Origin of the sequence: Stenotrophomonas sp. ZAC14D2_NAIMI4_7, from assembly GCF_003086675.1 — a bacterium.
GTDB lineage: Bacteria > Pseudomonadota > Gammaproteobacteria > Xanthomonadales > Xanthomonadaceae > Stenotrophomonas.
Genome location: NZ_CP025995.1, coordinates 3,680,741 through 3,700,745, shown reverse-complemented (window position 1 = coordinate 3,700,745; position 20,005 = coordinate 3,680,741). Strand labels below are relative to the sequence as shown.

Here is a 20,005-nt window from a genome sequence, read left to right as displayed (position 1 = left end):
TTTCAAAGTTTTGAACGAACCGATTGATGAACGCTATCAATAAAAATATGCCGCCCCGCCTGCGCCAACAGCGCGCCGCCATCGATGGCGCCATGAGCCGCGACCGGGGCCGTCTGCTGGGCATGCTGTCGCGTTGCCAGGCCAAGCCCGAAGATGCGGCCCTGGCCGCCACGTTCGAGCAGGTCCTGCAGGCATCGGTGCAGCGCCGCCAGCAGCGGGCGCAGCAGCAGCCATCCATTACTCTGGACCCGCAGCTGCCGATTGCGCGTGAAGCCGAGGCGATCATCGGCCTGATCCGCGACCATCAGGTGGTGGTGATCGCCGGCGAAACCGGTTCGGGCAAGACCACCCAGCTGCCGAAGCTGTGCCTGGCTGCGGGCCGTGGCCAGGCCGGCATGATCGGCTGCACCCAGCCGCGCCGGATTGCCGCACGTGCGGTGGCCAGCCGCGTGGCGCAGGAACTGCACAGCGAACTGGGCCAGCTGGTCGGCTACCAGGTGCGCTTCAACGACAAGGTCAGCGACGACAGCCGCATCAAGTTCATGACTGACGGCATTCTGCTGGCGGAGATCGCCAGCGACCGCTGGCTGTCTAACTACGACACGATCATCGTGGACGAGGCGCACGAACGCAGCCTCAACATCGACTTCCTGCTGGGCTACCTGAAGCAGCTGCTGCGCAAGCGCCCGGACCTGAAGCTGATCGTCACCTCGGCCACCATCGACACCGAGCGCTTCGCCCAGCATTTCGACAATGCGCCGGTGATCAGCGTGGAAGGGCGCACCTTCCCGGTGGAAGTGCGCTACCGCGCGCTGGAAGGCGAGGGCGAACAGGAAGGCGAGCGCACGGTGAACGACGCCATCGTGTCGGCCATCGACGAGATCACCCGCCTGGATGCGCGCGGCGACGTGCTGATCTTCCTGCCCGGCGAGCGCGAGATCCGCGATGCGCACCAGTCGCTGGAGCGGCGCAAGTACCGCAATACCGAGGTGCTGCCGCTGTACGCGCGGCTGTCCAACCAGGACCAGGACCGGGTGTTCAACCCGGGCCCGAACCGGCGCATCGTGCTGGCCACCAATGTGGCGGAAACCTCGCTGACGGTGCCGCGCATCCGTTACGTGGTCGATCCGGGCTTCGCCCGCGTCAAGCGCTACAGCCCGCGCAACAAGCTGGACCGCCTGCATATCGAGCCGATCTCGCAGGCCAGCGCCAACCAGCGCAAGGGCCGCTGCGGACGTATTGCCGAAGGCATCTGTTACCGCTTGTACGCCGAAGCCGATTTCCAGGCGCGGCCGGAGTTCACCGATCCGGAAATCCGCCGCTCCAGCCTGGCCGGGGTGATCCTGCGCATGCTGCAGTTGGGCCTGGGCCGCATCGAGGACTTCCCGTTCCTGGAAGCGCCAGACGAGCGCGCCGTGGCCGATGGCTGGCAGCAGCTGACCGAACTGGGCGCGATCGATGCCGAGCGGCGCATGACCACCATCGGCAAGCAGATGGCACGCCTGCCGGTGGACGTGAAGCTGGCGCGCATGCTGGTGGCCGCGCAGGCGGCAGGTTGCCTGCGGCCGATGCTGGTGATCGCCTCGTTCCTGGGCATCCAGGACCCGCGCGAACGCCCGCCCGAAGCGCGCGGTGCGGCTGACAGCGCGCATGCGCAGTTCGCCGATGGGCGCTCTGAATTCGTGGGCGTGCTGCGCCTGTGGGATGGCTATCGCACGGCCCACGAAGACCTGACCCAATCGAAACTGCGCGACTGGTGCGGCCGCCATTTCCTCGGCTTCCTGCGCATGCGCGAATGGCGCGAGCTGCACCGCCAGCTGCGCTTGCTGTGCGAAGAACTGGGCTGGAAGGAAGAAGCCAGCGATGCCGCAATGGCACCGCTGCTGGCCGGCAGCAGTGCGCCGGCCCCCGCGCGTGACGACGCGGCCGCAGTGAAGGCCACCCGTGGCCAGCTGCACCGCGCCGCGCGCCTGGCCCGCGAAGGCAAGACCGAAGCCGCACCGGCCGCGGTGGCGGCGCGTGCGCAGAAGGACGAGGTGCCTGCCGGTGGTGGCTTCAGCGAGCGTGTGCGCGCCAGTGCCTACCAGACCCTGCACCGTGCGTTGATCGCCGGCCTGCCCACGCAGTTGGGCCACCGCACTGACAAGGGCGATTTCCAGGCGCCGCGCCAGCGCCGCTTCCTGCCGTTCCCGGGTTCGGCGCTGTCCAAGCGCCCGCCGCCGTGGCTGCTGGCGGCCAACCTGCTGGACACGCAGAAGGTCTGGGGCATGACCCTGGCGGCCATCGAGCCGGACTGGGTGATTGCCGAACTGCCGCACCTGCTGCTGCGCAAGCACTTCGACCCGCACTGGTCGCGCGCGCAGGGCCAGGTACTGGCCTCGGAACAGATCAGCCTGTTCGGCCTGGTGCTGGCCCCGAAGAAACCGGTGCACTACGGCCGCATCGAACCGGGCGAGGCGCATGACATCTTCGTGCGCCAGGCGCTGGTGACCGGCGAAATCAACACCCGCGCCAGTTTCGTGGCCGACAACCACAAGGTGCTGGAGCAGGCGCGCGAGGAAGAGGCCAAGCTGCGCCGCGCCGGTATCGTGGCCGACGAGGACTGGCAGGCGCGCTGGTACCTGGACCGCGTACCGCCGCAGATCCATTCGGCATCGGGCCTGGATGCGTGGTGGAAGACCCTGCCGCCGGAACAGCGCAAGGGCCTGCACTGGTCGCTGGTCGACCTGCTGCCCGGCGAAGGCAGCGAGCAGGAGCGCTACCCCAAGTATCTGGCGCTGGGCCAGGCGCGGCTGCCGCTGCACTACCGCTTCGAGCCGGGTGCCGACGATGACGGCGTGACCCTGGATGTGCCGCTGCATCTGTTGAACGCGCTGGACCCGGTGCAGCTGGGCTGGCTTGCGCCGGGCTTCGTGGCCGACAAGGCCGCCGCGCTGATCCGCAGCCTGCCCAAGGCGATGCGCCGCAACTACGTGCCCGCACCGGATTTCGCCCGGGCATTCTTCGAGGCCTTCCCGCAGCCCAGCGCCGATGCGATCACCGGTGAGCTGGCGCGCTTCCTGTCGCGTGCCACCGGCGCGCAGGTGGCGGCCACCGATTTCGAGCCCGCCTCGATCGAGCCGCACCTGCACATGAACCTGCGGTTGCGCGATGAGCAGGGCAAGGTACTGGCCAGTTCGCGCGACCTGGAGGCGCTGCGGGCGAAATTCGGCGGCCGTGCCGGCGATGCGTTCGCTGCACGCGCCGGGCGCGAGATGGCGGCCGAGGGCCTGCGCAGCTTCCCGTCCACACCGATCCCGTTGCAGGTGCCCGGTGAAGCCGGCGTGCCGGCCTACCCGGCGCTGCTGGATGAAGGGGACAGCGTGGCGCTGCGGATCTTCGCCGACCGCCAGCAGGCCGAGGAAGCGCATCCGCTGGGCGTGCGCCGATTGCTGGAAATCGCCCTGTCGGACAAGGTGAAGCAGGCCCGCAAGCAGTTGCCGGTGGGCGCCAAGACCGGCCTGCTGTACGCCGCCATTGAATCGCAGGAACGCCTGCGTGGCGATCTGGTGGATGCGGCGATGAACGCGGTGCTGGCCGATGGTCTGGGCGACATCCGCGATGCCGGCGCGTTCGAGCAGCGACGCGAGCAGGTGGCAAAGGCGCTGTTCGGCGAAGCGATGCAGCGGCTGAAACTGGCCGAGACCATCCTGAGCCTGGTGGGCGAACTGAAGCCGCTGCTGGAAGCGCCGCTGATGGGCTGGGCGCGCGGCAACCTGGATGACATGGAAGCGCAGCTGGTGGGCCTGATACACCCCGGTTTCCTGCGCGATACGCCGGCCGATGCGTTGGCCCAGTACCCGCGTTACCTGAAGGCGATGATCCTGCGCACCGAACGCGCAAAGCGCGATCCGCCGCGCGACCAGGCACGCATGCTGGAACTGCATCCGTTCCTGGATGCGTTGCGCACCGGCGAGGAGCAGGGACTGCGCGAGCGCCCGCAATGGCAGGCCCTGCGCTGGGATCTGGAAGAACTGCGTGTTTCCCTGTTCGCCCAGGAGCTGGGCGCACGCACCGGCATTTCAGCCAAGAAGCTGGCGCAGCGGGTAACCGCATTGCGCCAGCTGTAATCCGCGCGCCGGGCCAGGCCCGGCGCTGCCATTACTTGGTACGGCGCACCTTGGGCTGGGTGTTCACGCCTTCGACCTTCATGTACCAGACGCCCATCATGCCGGGGCTGATGCTGACGTTCGGGTTCTGCTTGCGTACGCCGCTCACGCTGCTGGCGTCGATCTGTTCCCACTGCTGGCCGTTGTCCAGCGCGTAGACACGGCCCTTGCCGAAGCCACGGAACTCGCCCTGCAGGGTCGCATTGATCGGCTCCTTGCTGCCGAAATCGAAGAACCCGCGGTTCTTCACGATCACTTCCTGGCGGCCTTCCTCGCGGGCCTCTTCGCGCACGGCGGCTACGGCCTGGGTGGTGGCCGCTTCCACCTTGCCCTGCAGCCAGCGGTTCAGCGACGCCAGTTCGGTGGCGGACAGCTTGTCCAGGCCGGCGGCCTGGAACTCGGCTGGGCTCATCTGCTGCTGCAGGTCGCCTTCCACCACGCGCTGGGCCAGCGCAGCGGGGGACAGGGACAGCAGCAACGCGGCGCTGGCCCACAGGCGCAGCCGTGCACGGGGAAGAGGGCGGGAAACCATGGGCGGGACTCTCGTTTTGGATGACCGCGAGTGTAACGGCATGTGTTCATGCCCGGTCGTGCGAAGCATGACGATTGTTCCTGAACGGCGCCGGCGCTAGTGTAGGGGCCTCTTTGTCCAACGTTCGATGCTGTGAACCGCGCTTCCGTCCCCGGCCTGGATGCCTTGTTGAACCGACCTTCGGCAGCGGTGCTGCCGGCCCCGCTGCGCCAGGCCCTGCGCGAGCGATGGCCGGGCACGGACGCAGAGCCGTCCATGCGCGCCAACTGGTCGGTGCTGGGTGACACCCTGGATGCGCTGGCGATGCTCACTTCGGATGAGAGCGTGGTGCTGGCCGCGCTGTTGTTCGATCTGCCGGCACTGCGCGAGCATCTGGACGCATTGCCGCTGGGCAACCATGCCACGGCCGTGGCCGGGCTGCTGGACGGCCAGGACGCGGCCGATCCGGTCTGGGCGCTTCACGCCGGCCGCGAAGCGGGCCGCAACAGCGAAGGCCTGCGCCGTCTGCTGCTGGCCATCATCCGCGACCTGCGGGTGGTGCCGATCCTGCTGGCCCGGCAGTTGGCGCGCATGCGCGCGGCCGACAAGCTGGACGAACCGCAGCGCCGTGCGCTGGCCCAGCTGACCCGCGACATCCATGCGCCGCTGGCCAACCGGCTGGGCATCTGGCAGTTGAAGTGGGAACTGGAAGACCTGGCATTCCGCCATCTGGAGGCGGACACCTACCGCCGCATTGCGCGCGAGGTGGACGAGACCCGTATCGCCCGCGAGCGTTACGTGGAAAACGTGAAGAAGGTGCTGTCGCGCGAACTGGCGGCGCAGGGTCTGCAGGCCGAAGTTAGCGGCCGCCCGAAGCACATCTACAGCATCTGGCGGAAGATGCAGAAGAAGCGGCTGGCCTTCGACCAGTTGTACGACATCCGCGCGGTGCGGGTGATGGTGGACGACGTGGCCGCCTGCTACGCCGCGCTGGGCGTGGTGCACGCGCTGTGGGCACCGGTGCCCAGCGAGTTCGACGATTACATCGCCCGGCCCAAGGCCAACGACTACCGTTCGCTGCATACCGCCGTGGTCGGTCCGGAAGGGCGCACGATCGAAGTGCAGATCCGCACCCACGACATGCACGCCCAGGCCGAACTGGGCGTGGCCGCGCACTGGAAATACAAGGAAGGCGGCAAGGGCGCGGAAAAGGCCTTCGACCGCAAGATCACCTGGATGCGCCAGCTGCTGGAGCAGGCGCAGGACGGCCAGGGCAATGAACTGGCCGGGGCGCTGGATGCCGAACTGACCGAAGACCGGGTCTATGCGCTCAGCCCGAAGGATGAAGTGCTGGACCTGCCGCAGGGCGCCACGCCGCTGGATTTCGCCTACCAGGTGCACACCATGGTCGGGCACCGCTGCCGTGGCGCGAAGGTCAACGGCCGCATCGTGCCGCTCACCTACCGGCTGCGCAGTGGCGACCGTGTCGAGATCCTCACCGGCAAGGAGGCCGACCCGCGCCGCGACTGGCTGATGCCCGCGCTGGGCTTCCTGGCCAGCAACCGTTCGCGCGAGAAGGTGCGCAGCTGGTTCCACAAGCTGGACCGGGCGCGCAACGTGCATGCCGGGCGCGAGCTGCTGGAGCGCGAACTGAAGCGGCTGGGCCTGCAGCATGCCGACCTGGCCGGTGCGGCGAAGAAGTTCCATGCCGACAGCGTGGATGATCTGTACATCCAGGTGGCGCTGGGCGATACCGGGCCCAACCAGGTCAGCCGTGCATTGCTGGAAGCCGAACGTGCGGCCAGCCAGCCGGCGTCGGCGCCGGCCTTGCCGCGGCCGACCGCGCGCCGGGAAAACCTGGGTAAATCCAAGTTCACCGTGCAGGGCGTGGGCAACCTGCTGGTGCAGCTGGCGCGCTGCTGCCAGCCGGTGGCCGGCGAACCCATCGTCGGTTACCTGACCCGCAGCCGTGGCGTGACCGTGCACCGCGCCGACTGCGCGGCGCTGGCCCGACTGGCCGCGACCAGTCCGCAGCGGATCCTGCCGGTGGAATGGGGCCAGGCCGGCGGTGGCTACGAGGTGGACGTGGTGGTCGATGCGGTGGATCGCCGCTGGCTGCTGAAGGACATCACCAACCTGATCGCGCAGGAAGATGCGTACGTGCTGGATATCCACAGCGACAACGTGCGCAACAGCGGCCGCGCGCATCTGCGGCTGCGCCTGAAGGTGACCGACTATGGCCAGCTGTCCAACCTGCTGGGCAAGCTGGATGCGCTGCCGGGTGTGAGCGAGGCACGTCGTCTGGGCTGAGCTTCACGCTGCCCCGGCTACCCTGCACGCATGGAACGCGAGCCCCCGCACCCCGCACACGGCACGGCGCACCCGGCGCTGGACCGTGTCCGTCGCGAGGGGCGCTGGTGGTGGCTGCAGGCCCGGCATGCGCGCCGGGTGTGGCGCTGGGCGCTGCTGGCGGCCGTGGCGGTGTTCCTGCTGCTGGTGTTGGTGCGCAGGCCGTTGGCCGACTGGTTCTGGGATGATTCGCAGATCGAGCAGTTGCTGGCCGAGGGCGACCGCGCGCTGGCTGCCGGGCGCCTCACGGCGGCCGACGGCAGCGGCGCACGCGAGCGCTACCAGGCCGTGCTGGCGCTGGATGGCGACCGCCCGTTGGCGCGGCAGGGGCTGGCGCAGACCGGTGCGGCCGCGCTGCAGCAGGCCCGTGAGCGGCTGCAGGCCGGTGATCTGGACGGGTGTACGCAGCTGCTGGCGTTGGCCCGCGAACTGCAGGTGCCGCAGGCACAGACCGATGCGGTTGCGCAGCAGCTGCTGGCGCGGCGGCGTGCCGGGGCCGGCGTAGGCGCGTTGCTGGCGCAGGCCCGCAATGCCTTCGCGGCGGGGCGCCTGGACGAGGGCGAAAACAGCGCCCTGCCGCTGTTCCAGCGGGTGCTGGCCTTGCAGCCGGACAATCTGTCAGCGCTGGAAGGGCGCGAAGACGCGCTGAGCGATCTGTTGCAGGAAGCGCGCGTGCAGGCCGGGCAGGGCGCGTTGGCTGCAGCGTTGGACATGGTGCAGCGGGCGCGCCGTTTCGATCCCGGGCATTCGGACCTGCCAGCCACCCAGGAGGCACTGGCCCAAGCCACCGAGCAACGCCTGCGGCAGGCCCAGCGTGCGCTGCAGCGGCAGCAGCTGGATGCCGCTGCCGAGGGTTTCCTGGCAGTGCTCGCGGTGACCGCTGATGATGCTGCGGCGATCCGTGGACGCGAGCAGACCCTGCAGGCGCTGCTGCTGCGAAGCCAGCGCCATGCCGAAGATTTCCAGTTCCAGGCCGCCGAACATGATCGCGGCCTGGCCACCGCGCTGGGGGCTTCGCCACTGGCCCTGCAGCAGGACCTGCAACGCGTGCAGCGCGCCCGCCAGGCCGAACAGGCGCTGCAGCAGCCGGGGCAGGGGCGTGCGCAGCGCGAGCGCCTGCTGCGTGGGCATCTGACCCGGATCGAACGCGCTGAACGTGCGCAGCAGTGGATCAGCCCGCCGGGGCATAGTGCCTACGATGCATTGCGCGAGGCGCAGTCACTGGCGCCGCGCGATCCACGGGTGAGAGCGGCGGCGGCACGGCTGCTGCCGGCCAGCCAGCGCTGCTTCGACGACAACCTGCGGCAGAACCGCGTGCAGGCTGCCGGCGCCTGTCTGCAGGCGTGGCAGACCCTGGCGCCCACCGCATCGGCGTTGCCCGGCGCGCGGGTGCGGTTGGCCCAGCGCTGGCTGGCGATCGGCAGCGAGCGCCTGGGGCGCGGCGATGTGCAGTTCGCCGCCGACGCAGTCGAGCAGGTGCGGCGGCTGCAACCGGACCTGCCCGAACTGGCTGCCTTCGAACAGCGGCTGCGCCAGGCCGGTGGCCAGGCGGACTAGCTGAAGAACACGCGCTGCACGGTGGCGCGCGCGGCATCCAGCGAGAAATGCCGGGCGACATTGTCCAGCCCCGCGTTGGACAACTGCTGCCACAGCTGCGGGTCCTGGTACAGGCGCGCGACGGCGTCGGCAAAGGCTTCGGCGGTGTCGGCCACCAGTACGTCGCGCCCGGCCTGCAGGTGCATGCCTTCCACCGCGCAGGTGGTGCCGACCACGGGCTGGCCGTGGGCCATGCTCAGGTTGATCTTGCCCTTCACCCCAGCGCCGAAGCGCAGCGGCGCGATGGCGATGCGCGCACCGTCCATGTACGGGGTGATGTCTTCCACGAAGCCGTGCATCTGCACGCCCGGTTGGGTGGCCGCCAGCGCCTTCAGGCTGTCCGGGGCGCCGGCACCGATCACATGCAGCTGCACCTGCGGCAACTGCGCGCGCAGAACGGCAAACACGTCACCGATGAACCATTCCATCGCATCCAGGTTCGGCGGATGGCCGAAGCCGCCCACGAACACCAGATCGTGGCGCTGGGCCCAGGGCGCGCCGGCACCCGCGACTTCGTGCAGGTTGGAAATCAGTTCCACCTGCACCTGCGGCGCATCGGCCTGCAGCTGCTCGCGCTCGGCGGCGCTGACCAGCACCGTCACGTCACACTGGTCCATCACCGCCAGTTCGCTGGCGCGGGTGCGCTCGGCGTTGCGCAGCAGGCCGGCATCGCCGGCCACTTCGGCACCGCGGCGTTCGCGCAGGTAGTGCAGATCGACTGTGTCGAACACGGTGCGTGCCTGCGGCGCGTAGCGCTTGACCAGCGGCAGGCAGGCGTTGGCGACGTGGTGGCGCACCAGCATCACCACATCGAAACGCGCGCCGTGGCTACGCAGCCAGCCGGCCACGCCGTCCAGGAACGGCGCATACCAGACTTCCACGCCCATCCGCTGCAGGGCTTCGGTGGCCTCGCCGGCATGCTCGCGGCGGGTCGGCACGAACACCACGTGGGCGCCGCCCTGCAGCAGCAGGCGGATCAGGTTCATCTGCCGCAGCGAGCCGGAATCGCGCTCGGGGCGGGGCACTTCTTCATCCAGGATCAGCACCTGGCGGCGACCGCGCAGCAGCAGGGCCGGCGAGGGCACCTCGCCCACCGCCGGGTGCGTGGCCAGTTCAGCGGCCCACTTGCTGGCAAAAATGCCCTGGTTGCGCACCTGGTAGGCCTTCACCCCGCTGCCGGTGTCGGTGCCGTTGCTGGTGCCTTCGTCATGCACCACGCGGCTGGCCGGTTGCACCAGCACGCGCAGGCCCTGCGCACGCACGCGGAAGGCCAGGTCGGTGTCTTCGTAGTAGGCCGGCTTGTAGCGGGTATCGAAGCCGCCCAGCTGCTGCCACAGGGTGCGCGGCAGCATCAGCGCGGCACCCGAGCAGTAGTCGACATCGCGGAGGCTGGCGTAGCGCGGATCGTCTGCGGCTTCGAAACGGCCGTAGCTCCAGCCACTGCCGTCGCGGAAGATCACCCCGCCCGATTCCTGCAGGCGGCCATCGGGGTAGAGCAGCTGGCTGCCCACCAGGCCTGCGTCGGGCACGCTGTGGAAGGTGTCCAGCAGTGCGTCCAGCCAGCCGGGCTGCGGCACGGTGTCGTTGTTCAGCAGCACCACATGGTCGCCGCGCGCACGGGACACGCCGTCGTTGCAGGCTTCAATGAAGCCGCCGTTCTGCGCACGCACTTCGTAGCGCAGGCCGCTGATGCGGGGCATCCACTGCGTGGTCTGGTCGCTGCTGCCGTCATCGACCACCAGGATCTCGCAGGGCACCGCCGGTGGGTGCGCTGCCAGTGCGCGCAGGCAGGCCAGCGTGTGCTGCACATGGTTGTAGACGGGAATGACGATGCTGACCTGCGGAGCATCACTGCTGGGAACGCTGAACGGCGCGAAGGCCTGCGCCGCGGGCAGGTACAGGGGCGTGCGCGGCGCCGGCACGGCACGCTGGGTGTGCACGCGGATGCGCTGCCAGGTGGCCCGCCAGCCGCGGGTACGCAGACTGGCCAGACTGCGCTGCGCCAGGCCGGTCAGGCGGTTCAGCAGGTAGCGCCATTCGGCCAGGGACATCGCCATCCGGTAACAACTCCAGCTTAAGCAGGGAATCGGCGGGAATTCGCCAGCCACAGCGGCTGGGGTAGACTCGCCAGACCCTACATTGTCGCATTCCCGTGCCCCGACGCTACGATTCCGACGACATCGACGATCTCGACGACGACACCCCCACCGGTGACGGCCCCTCCTGGCGCAGCCGCCTGATCACCTGGAGCATGGCCGCCTTCGCGCTGGGCCTGGGCTTCCTGATTCCGTACACGCTGTACCTGAACCAACAGGTGACCCAGCGTTTCGGTGAACTGCGCTGGCAGATTCCGACGCGGGTGTACGCACGCCCGCTGGTCGTGGTGCCCGGCAAGGCGATGGACGCGGCCACCCTGAAGACCGAACTGGCGGCCTCGGCCTACCGCGACGACGGCCAGGGCAAGGAACCGGCCACCTACGCAGTGCAGGGCGGGCGCTTCACCATTTCCAGCCGCGGCTACAACGATGTGGATGGTCGCGTGGCACCGCGCCGGGTGGAGTTGACCCTGTCCGGCGGCAGCATCGCCTCGCTGCGCGACGCCGACAGCCGCAAGGCACTGAAGGCCGCGCGCCTGGATCCGGCGCGTATCGCTACCCTGTACGGGCAGAAGCAGGAAGAACGGCGCCTGGTGCGCATGGACGAGGCGCCCGACCTGCTGGTGACCGGCCTGCAGGCGGTGGAGGACAAGGACTTCAACCGCCACCACGGCATCGATCTTTCCGGCATTGCCCGCGCCGTCTGGGTCACGATCCGTTCCGGCGGGCAGAGCCGCCAGGGTGCTTCCACGCTCACCCAGCAGCTGGCCCGCAGCGGCCTGCTGGGCATCGGCAAGGAACAGACCGTCACCCGCAAGTTCAATGAAGTGTTGTACGCGCTCATCATGGAAGCGCGGTATGACAAGCGCACCATCTTCGAGGCCTACCTGAACCAGGTCTACCTGGGCCAGCGCGGCAGCCAGGCGATCCATGGCATGTCCTCGGGTGCGGAGTTCTGGTTCGGCCGCGATCTGTCATCGCTGGAAACCGAACAGGTCGCGCTGCTGATCGGTCTGGTGAAGGGGCCGTCGTACTACGACCCGCGTCGCAACCCGGAACGCGCGCTGGACCGCCGCAACTTCGTGCTGGGCAAACTTCACGAGGCGGCGCTGATCGACGACGCCGAGTACCAGCGTGCGCTGAAGGCGCCGCTGGGCGTGCCGAAGACGCCCGGCCTGGTGGCGGCCAACCGCTTCCCGGCGTACGTGGATCTGGTGCGCCGCCAGCTGGGCCACGATTACCCCGAAGCCGCCCTGCAGGGCGCCGGGCTGAGCGTGATGACCGGCATGTCACCGTCGGCCCAGGCCTATGCCGAGGGCGCAGTGACGCGCACCATCAAATCGCTGGAAAGCAAGCGCCGCCCGGAACTGCAGGCCGGCATGGTGCTGACCGACGTGCACAACGGCGACGTGCTGGCCGTGATCGGCAGCCGCGAGGTGTCCGAGGTCGGCTTCAATCGCGCCATCGAGGCACAGCGTCCGGTGGGTTCGTTGCTGAAGCCGTTCGTCTATCTGCTGGCGCTGGCCCAGCCGGATCGCTATTCGCTGGCGACCTGGGTGGATGATTCACCGGTGACCGTGCAGCTGGGCCGTGGCCGCAACTGGAGCCCCGGCAACGCTGACAACCGCAGCCATGGCACGGTGCGCCTGATTGATGCGCTGGCCCATTCCTACAACCAGGCCACGGTGCGCGTGGGCATGCAGGTGGGGCCGGAACGGGTGACCCAGCTGATCCACGTGCTGGCCGGCCTGAAGGCCGAGGCCAACCCGGCGGTCATCCTGGGCTCGACCGACCAGAGCCCCTACGCCATGGCCCAGCTGTACCAGTTCCTGGCCTCCGGCGGCGAAATCCAGCCGCTGCACGCTGTGCGTGGCGTGCTGGACCCACAGGGCAAGCTGCTCAAGCGCTATGACAAGACCCCGGCGCCGGCGCAGGAAGGCGATTCGATTGCCGCCAACCTGATCAGCATCGGCCTGCAGCAGGTGGTGGCCAGCGGCACCGCGCAGCGCCTGAATGCCGACGGCCTGGGCCGCCTGCAGCCGGCCGGCAAGACTGGCACCACCAACGATGGCCGCGACAGCTGGTATGCAGGTTACACCGGTGACCACCTGGCGGTGATCTGGATGGGCAACGACAAGAACGAGCAGGCCGGCCTGTACGGTGCGACCGGCGCCATGCGGGTGTGGTCGGGCATCTTCCAGCGCCTGCCCAGTGCCCCGCTGAAGGTCAGCAACAAGGGTCTGGACTGGCAGCCGGTGGCCGCCACCGGCACCAACAGCACCGATGAGGGCTGCCCTGGCGCGCGTCGTTTCCCGTTCGTGGTGGGCTATGCCCCGGCCTACGCGCCCTGCGCGCCGGCCAGCGTGCCCGAAGAGCAGGGCGGCGAAAGCGAAGGTGGCGGCTGGCGCAGCTGGTTCGGCCTGGACCGCAAGCCCGACCCGCCCGCCGAACCGGCCGCTGCCCCGGCCACCACGACCCCTTCCCCCAGCCGGTGATGCCGATGAACCTTCGAACCCTGTATGCGCCGGTGGCCGTGGCCACCCTCAGCCTTGCCCTGGCGGCCTGCATGAGCAGTGCGCCGCAGGTGGTCAAGCCGGTAGACACCACCACCCCGGCACAGCGTCTGGCCGCCGTGGATGCGGCCGCGGGCCCGGACGACAAGGAACTGTCGGTACAGCCGCTGCGTGATTCGCAGGTGGAAGACCTGCGCCAGGCGGCGCTGGCACAGCGCCAGGGCAATGATCTGGCCGGCGCGGCCGCCAGCCTGGACCAGGCGTTGCAGATCGTGGCCGGCGACCCGTCGGTGCTGCAGGAGCGTGCCGAGATCGCGTTGCTGCAGGGCCAATGGGCCGAGGCAGAGACGTTCGCGCGCAAGGCGGTGGACCTGGGGTCGAAGACCGGGCCGCTATGCCGACGCCACTGGGCGACCATCGAACAGGCACGGCTGGCGCGTGGCGAGAAGGAAAACGCAGTGTCGGCGCATGCGCAGATTGAAGGGTGCACCGTGCCGGGGATCAAGCGGTACTGAGTTTCCAGCCAACGGCGCAGCCCCTCGTGGCTGGCTGGCGGTAGAGTCGACTGTTAGCCGACTGACACTGAGGGTTGGCCGGGCGGGTGGGTTGCGCAGGGGACGCTGCAAGTACGTCCCTGTAAGCTCGTCGGCGCCTTGCTCGCGTGCGCTGTCCTGCGCACTCGCCAGGGGGTCGGATCCGTTTTCCGCAGCAAAACGGCTCGGCCCCCTTCATTTCGGTTACTCACACCGCTTCTGGATCTAGTCGAGCAAGCTCGACTCTACGAAGCCTGTCCGTCCGTCACCAGGAAGTTGTCGAGGGCGGGGGGCTGTGGGTTTGCGGGGTGTGAGCCGCATGGATGCGGCGACCAAGCCCCCATGGACGGGTTTACGGCGTCCCCGCAAATCCACAGCCCCCCGCCATCCCTCGGTGGAACCCTGAGCCATGAACAACGCTCTGGCTCTGGCCCTGGCTTGAAACGGGTGCCGGGCAGCGCCCGGCCCGGTATCCTTTCCCTCTGATGTCCGACCTTGTCCACGCCAGCCGCGAAGCCCTCAGCGACGGCGGCGCGCTCGCCTCGCACCTGGATGCGTTCGTGCCGCGCCCTGCGCAGCTGCGCCTGACCGAGGCCATCGCCGACGCGCTGCAGCAGGGCGATCTGCTGCTGGCCGAGGCGGGTACCGGCACCGGCAAGACCTTTGCTTACCTGGTGCCGGTGCTGCTGTCCGGGCTGCGCACCATCATTTCCACCGGCACCCGTGCGCTGCAGGACCAGCTCTACCATCGTGATCTGCCGCGCGTGCGCCAGGCACTGGGCGTGGGCCTGCGCAGTGCGCTGCTGAAGGGCCGCGCCAACTACCTGTGCCGCTACCGCCTGCAGCAGGCGCGCGGCGAACCGCGTTTTTCCAGCCCGGAACAGGCCGCGCAGTTCCAGCGCATCCTGGCCTGGTCCGGTCGCTCCGAATTTGGCGATATCGCCGAACTGGATGGCCTGGCCGACGATTCACCGCTGTTGCCCATGGTCACCTCCACCGTGGACAACTGCCTGGGCACCGATTGCCCGTTCTGGGATGACTGTTTCGTGGTGCGCGCACGGCAACGCGCGCAGGCCGCCGACGTGGTAGTGGTCAATCATCATCTGCTGCTGGCCGACCTGGCGCTGAAGCAGGAGGGTTTCGGCGAGCTGCTGCCGGGGGCGCAGGCCTTCGTCATCGATGAGGCCCACCAGTTGCCTGAACTGGCTGCGCAGTTCTTCGGCGAAGGCTTCGGCATGCGCCCCTGGCAGGAACTGGGGCGCGACTGCCTGGCCGAAGCGCGCGGTGTGGGCGGGGCGCAGGCCAGCCTGCAGGACGGCGTCGATCAGTTGCAGCAGGCACTGCTGGCCCTGCGCCTGGCCATGGAAGGGCTGCCGCAACGGGGCACGCAGTGGCGTGCGCTGGCGATGCCGCAGGTGCGCGACGGCTTCGACACCGTGATGAGCTGCCTGGTGGCCCTGGAGCAGACGCTGCAGCCGTTGCGCGATGCCGCCGCGGGCCTGGATGCCTGCCATGCACGGGCACGTGAAGCGGTTTCGCGTCTTGCGCGCTGGCTGGGCGAGGACGAGCCGGTGCTCGATTTCGACGCCGACCCGAACGACGCACCGGCGGCGGCCGATGTGCTGTGGTACGAGCTGACTCCGCGCGGCTTCCGCTGCCAGCGCACGCCGATGGATGTGTCCGGCCCGTTGCGCGAGCACCGCGAGCGCAGCCGCGCCGCGTGGATCTTTACCTCGGCCACGCTGACCGTGGGCGGGGGCTTCGACCATATCGCCACGCGGCTGGGGCTGGATGATCCGCATACGCTGGTCCAGCCCAGTCCGTTCAACTGGCCCGAGCAGGCGCTGTGCTACCTGCCCGAGGGCCTGCCCGATCCGGCCGCGCGGGGCTTCGGTACCGCCTTGATCCAGGCCCTGCAGCCGGTGCTGCGCGCGTCCCAGGGCAGGGCATTCCTGCTGTTTGCTTCACACCGCGCGCTGCGCGAAGCCGCCGAAGCGCTGCGCGATGGGCCGTGGCCCCTGTTCGTGCAGGGCGAGGCACCGCGTGCGACCCTGCTGCAGCGCTTCCGCGAATCGGGCAACGGCGTGCTGCTGGGCTCGGCCAGTTTCCGCGAAGGCGTGGACGTGGTGGGCGAGGCGCTGAGCGTGGTGGTGATCGACAAGCTTCCCTTCGCCGCCCCCGATGACCCGGTGTACGAGGCCCGTCTGGAAGCGATCCGCAGCCAGGGAGGCAATCCGTTCCGCGACGAGCAGTTGCCGCAGGCGGTGATCGCGCTGAAGCAGGGCGTGGGCCGGCTGATCCGCAGCGAGACCGATCGCGGCGTGCTGGTGCTGTGCGACCCGCGGCTGCTGAACCGGGGCTACGGCCGGGTGTTCCTGTCGTCCTTGCCACCGTTCCGGCAGACCCGCGCGCTGGCCGATGTCCAAGCCTTCTTTGCGCCACAATGGACGCCCGTGGCCGAGGACGCTGCCCCGTCGGCGCCCGCCGAAGCGGCGCCCGAGCCTGCTGCGGGCCCATTGCCGGCCCCCGGTGCCACGTTCCCCTTGTTCTGACCTGACCCGATGAAACTGCTTGCCTTTGAAACCGCCACCGAAGCCTGTTCCGTTGCCCTGCATGTGGACGGGCAGGTGCTGGAACGCTTCGAGATCGCCCCGCGCCGGCATGCCGAGCTGAGCCTGCCCTGGGCAGAGGCACTGCTGGCCGAGGCGGGCATCAGCCGCCGCCAGCTGGATGGCATCGCACTCAGTCGTGGTCCCGGCGCCTTCACGGGTGTGCGCCTGGCCATCGCCATCGCGCAGGGCATTGCCCTGGCGCTGGACCGCCCGTTGCTGCCGGTGTCGACCCTGCAGGTGCTGGCACTGCGCGCACCGGCCGATGAAGCGCAGATCCTGTCGGTGATCGATGCGCGGATGGGCGAGGTGTACGCCGCGCGCTTTGAGCGCGTGGACGGCCTGCCGGTGGCCTGCGACGCCGAGCGCGTGTGCGCGCCAGCGGCCGTGACGCTGCCGGATGGGCTGCAGGTCTACGGGGTGGGCAGCGGCTTCGCTGCCGCCGACGGGGCGATGGTGGCGCAGCTGGGATCTGGCCTGCGCGGATTCGATGCAACGGCATTGCCGCGCGCGTCCGATGTGCTGACTCTGGCGGTGCCCGCCTTCGCGCGTGGCGAAGCGATTGCCGCCGAACGTGTTGAACCGGCGTACCTGCGCGACAACGTAGCGCTGACCCTGGTCGAGCAGCAGGCCGCCCGCGAGGCGAAGGCGAAAGCCAACGGCTGAGCCCCTCGTGGCGGGGGCGGGGCGCGTAAATCCAATGCCGTGCTGGGCCGGGCGGGGTGGGTTCGCGGGGGACGCCGCAAGTACGTCCCTGTAGGCTTGGCCGCGGCATCCATGCCGCGGACACCCCCGCGAACCCACCCCGCCCGGCCTTTGACAGTTTCCGTGCGCGTCCGCCACGGAAAATCAAAAAAAGAAAAATCAAAATCAAAGTCAAAAGCGGATCGCTTCGCTCGCATCCACGCATGGCGTGGAACTACCGTGTCGACCAAGGTCGACACCTACCAAAAGCGAAGAAGCGCCGCGATCTGTCAGAGGTGGGGCGGTGTGGGCGTGCAGGACCAGGCGCCATGGATGGCGCCTACGAGCCTCCGGGGATGGATTTACGGCGTGTCCTGCACGCCCACACCGCCCCGCCAAGCCCAGAATCCCCACCGCAGCTGTTGCCGTTGCTCTGGCTCTGCAGCGGGTCCCGGGCCGCAGGCCCGGGCAAAGAACCTCACCGATCGTCGCGCAGTTCGCCGCCGGGCAGGAACACCCACGTGCGGGTTACCTGCAGGATATCCACGCCGTCATCGGTCTTGGGCAACGCCGGGAACGGCTGTGCCAGCTTCACCACCCGCAATGCAGCCTCATCCAGCAACGGCGTGCCGCTGGATTTCAGGATGCGGCTGCTTTCCACGCTGCCATCGCGACGCACGCCCACGCTGATCACCACCTGGCCACCCAGCCGGCGTTGCCGCGCTTCGTCGGGATAATTCAGGTTGCCGACCTGCTCGGCCCGGTCCACCCACGCGCGCAGGTAATTGGCGTAGGCGTACTCGCGGGTGCTGGCCGAAACGAACTTGCGGTTCGGTCGCTTCGCATACTGCGCCGAGCGCAGATGGACCTCGGCAGCCAGCCTGGCCATTTCCGCATCGCGCTGCTCGCGCGCGGTCATCGGCGCGTCCGGGGTCGGCTGCAGTGGGGTGGGGCGGGCCTGCGCCTGCGCCACCTGGTCCTGGCCGTTGCGGCTGCTCACCACCCGCGCCTGCGGCGGCGGCACCGGCGCGGCCGATTGCTGCTGCTGCGGCACCGGGCTTACGCCCGCCTGCGCCTGCGGCACCACGCCGGTCTGGTTGTCGCGCGGGCGCTGGGCGCGGTCATGCTCGCCGCCACCCTCCTGGTTGGCGGCGGCCAGGAAATCGGCCTGCTTGGGCGTCAGTGCCGTGCGGGTCTGGCTGAAGATCACTTCCAGGGTAGGCACCAGCGGCGCATCCCCCTTCACCGCAAAGCCCACCCCCAGCACCAGCAGCACGTGCAGCAGCACCGACAGGGCCAGGGTGGCGGCCAGCCGCTGTGCTTCGCGCGGCGGCGGGGGCAGCACGGCGGACACGGCTTCCATCAGCGCAGGCCGGCCTCGATCGCATTGAACAGGGTGCCGGCGATGTTCAGCCCGTACTGCGCATCCAGTTCGCGCACGCAGGTCGGGCTGGTCACGTTCACTTCGGTCAGGTAGTCACCAATCACGTCCAGGCCGACGAAACGCATGCCCCGGCGCTTCATTTCCGGGCCCACCTGGGCAGCGATCCAGCGGTCGCGTTCGCTCAGCGGGCGGCCTTCGCCGCGACCACCGGCAGCCAGGTTGCCGCGGAACTCATCGCCCTGCGGAATGCGCGCCAGGCAGTAATCCACCGGCTCGCCGTCCACCAGCAGGATGCGCTTGTCGCCGGCGGTGATGTCGGGAATGAACTTCTGGGCCAGCGCCAGCTTGCGGCCGCCGTCGGTCAGGGTTTCCAGAATCACGTTCAGGTTGGGGTCGCCCTGGCCGCTGCGGAAGATCGAGCGGCCGCCCATGCCGTCCAGCGGCTTCAGTACCGCCTGGCCATGCTCCAGCGCAAACGCCTTCAGCGCCTTGGCATCGCGGCTGACCAGAGTGGGCGGGCAGCACTGCGGGAACAGCAGGGCGGCCAGCTTTTCGTTGTAGTCGCGCAGGCCCTGCGGGTTGTTCACCACGCAGGCGCCGGCGGCGGCGGCCAGGTCCAGCACCTGGGTGTCGTAGATGAATTCGGCATCGACAGGCGGGTCCTTGCGCATCAGCACCACCTGCCCGGGGCCGAACACGGTGCGGCTGAACGCGCCCAGCTCGTACCAGCCGGCCGGATCGTCGCGCACCTGCAGCGGGGCGGTACGGGCCACGGCCACGCCGCCTTCCAGGGCCAGCCCGCCGGGCTGCACGTAGTGCAGGGCGTGGCCACGGCGCTGGGCTTCCAGCAGCATGGCAAACGTCGTGTCCTTGGCGATCTTGATGTGGGCGATGGGATCCATCACCACGATGACATTCAACGGCATGGGCGCACCTTCAAGGCAAGGCGCTGATGGTAGCGGCAACGCCCGCCCCGTGCCTGCCCCGTGGCCTGCAACGCTGCGTCCCCGAACCGGCGGCCGGGCCCGGTTCTGCGCAGTGTCTGCCAAACCGGTCACGTTCAGCCGGGCGCCACGCCAAGCCCCGTGGGACGGCCTTGAAGCGGGCGCGGAAAGTGCGATATAGATACGCTTTCGCAGCGGCACCCAACCTAGAAGGGCCGCGCGCTTGGGGAAAGGCAATGACTGAAAACATGACTGCGGGCGGGGAACTCGCAGGACTCCGGGTGATGGTCATCGATGATTCGAAGACCATCCGCCGGACCGCGGAAACACTGCTCAAGCGCGAAGGCTGCGAGGTGGTGACGGCGACCGATGGCTTCGAAGCACTGGCCAAGATCGCCGACCAGCAGCCGCAGATCATCTTCGTCGACATCATGATGCCGCGGCTGGACGGCTACCAGACCTGTGCCCTGATCAAGGGCAACCAGCTGTTCAAGTCCACCCCGGTCATCATGCTGTCCTCCAAGGACGGCCTGTTCGACAAGGCGCGCGGGCGCATCGTCGGCTCGGAGCAGTACCTGACCAAGCCTTTCACGCGTGAAGAACTGCTGGGTGCCATCCGCACATACGTCAACGCCTGA

At 69.0% G+C, this 20,005-nt stretch carries 12 protein-coding genes; 8 read left to right on the top strand and 4 right to left on the bottom strand.

Features of this window, described 5'->3' with window-relative positions; translation table 11 throughout:
• Positions 1-26 precede the first annotated feature (26 nt).
• A complete protein-coding gene (gene hrpA / locus C1922_RS16895) occupies positions 27-4,109 on the top strand; it encodes an ATP-dependent RNA helicase HrpA (RefSeq protein ID WP_108750827.1) in 4,083 nt (1,360 codons plus the stop codon).
• Between the two features lie 31 nt (positions 4,110-4,140).
• Here hrpA and C1922_RS16890 read toward each other — a convergent pair whose 3' ends face one another.
• A complete protein-coding gene (locus C1922_RS16890) occupies positions 4,141-4,680 on the bottom strand; it encodes a hypothetical protein (protein WP_108750826.1) in 540 nt (179 codons plus the stop codon).
• A gap of 132 nt (positions 4,681-4,812) precedes the next feature.
• On the opposite strand from C1922_RS16890, the gene C1922_RS16885 reads away from it, so the two are divergent.
• Both C1922_RS16885 and C1922_RS16880 read left to right on the top strand, forming a co-directional pair.
• Positions 4,813-6,969 carry a bifunctional (p)ppGpp synthetase/guanosine-3',5'-bis(diphosphate) 3'-pyrophosphohydrolase gene (locus C1922_RS16885; RefSeq protein ID WP_108750825.1) on the top strand — a complete coding sequence of 719 codons (2,157 nt, stop codon included), beginning with the start codon at positions 4,813-4,815 and terminating at the stop codon, positions 6,967-6,969.
• 30 nt (positions 6,970-6,999) lie between these two features.
• A complete protein-coding gene (locus C1922_RS16880; RefSeq protein WP_108750824.1) occupies positions 7,000-8,565 on the top strand; it encodes a hypothetical protein in 1,566 nt (521 codons plus the stop codon).
• Here C1922_RS16880 and C1922_RS16875 read toward each other — a convergent pair.
• Entirely contained in the window at positions 8,562-10,661 is a 2,100-nt protein-coding gene (locus tag C1922_RS16875; RefSeq protein ID WP_108750823.1) for a glycosyltransferase, read from the bottom strand. The two genes, C1922_RS16880 and C1922_RS16875, sit on opposite strands and share 4 nt — an antisense overlap.
• Before the next feature lie 95 nt (positions 10,662-10,756).
• Between C1922_RS16875 and mrcB the strand changes: the two genes are divergently transcribed.
• The 4 genes from mrcB (at position 10,757) to tsaB (ending at position 17,021) form a co-directional block, all read left to right on the top strand.
• Positions 10,757-13,195: a penicillin-binding protein 1B gene (gene mrcB / locus C1922_RS16870; RefSeq protein ID WP_108750822.1), complete on the top strand. Its 2,439-nt coding sequence runs from the start codon at positions 10,757-10,759 to the stop codon at positions 13,193-13,195.
• Positions 13,195-13,728, top strand: a complete 534-nt coding sequence (locus tag C1922_RS16865; protein ID WP_108750821.1) for a hypothetical protein — start codon at positions 13,195-13,197, stop codon at positions 13,726-13,728. The genes mrcB and C1922_RS16865 overlap by 1 nt, the downstream gene beginning before the upstream one ends.
• A gap of 503 nt (positions 13,729-14,231) precedes the next feature.
• Entirely contained in the window at positions 14,232-16,298 is a 2,067-nt protein-coding gene (locus tag C1922_RS16860) for an ATP-dependent DNA helicase (protein ID WP_108750820.1), read from the top strand.
• A gap of 9 nt (positions 16,299-16,307) precedes the next feature.
• Positions 16,308-17,021: a tRNA (adenosine(37)-N6)-threonylcarbamoyltransferase complex dimerization subunit type 1 TsaB gene (gene tsaB / locus C1922_RS16855; RefSeq protein ID WP_108750819.1), complete on the top strand. Its 714-nt coding sequence runs from the start codon at positions 16,308-16,310 to the stop codon at positions 17,019-17,021.
• A gap of 496 nt (positions 17,022-17,517) precedes the next feature.
• Here the strand turns inward: tsaB and C1922_RS16850 are convergent, their stop codons facing one another.
• Both C1922_RS16850 and gshB read right to left on the bottom strand, forming a co-directional pair.
• Positions 17,518-18,402 (bottom strand): energy transducer TonB, encoded by an 885-nt coding sequence (locus C1922_RS16850; protein WP_108750818.1) that lies wholly within the window; start codon positions 18,400-18,402, stop codon positions 17,518-17,520.
• Positions 18,402-19,349: a glutathione synthase gene (gene gshB / locus C1922_RS16845; RefSeq protein WP_108750817.1), complete on the bottom strand. Its 948-nt coding sequence runs from the start codon at positions 19,347-19,349 to the stop codon at positions 18,402-18,404. The genes C1922_RS16850 and gshB overlap by 1 nt, the downstream gene beginning before the upstream one ends.
• A gap of 254 nt (positions 19,350-19,603) precedes the next feature.
• Here gshB and pilG point away from each other — a divergent pair, with 254 nt between their 5' ends.
• Positions 19,604-20,005 (top strand): twitching motility response regulator PilG, encoded by a 402-nt coding sequence (gene pilG, locus C1922_RS16840; RefSeq protein ID WP_042614342.1) that lies wholly within the window; start codon positions 19,604-19,606, stop codon positions 20,003-20,005.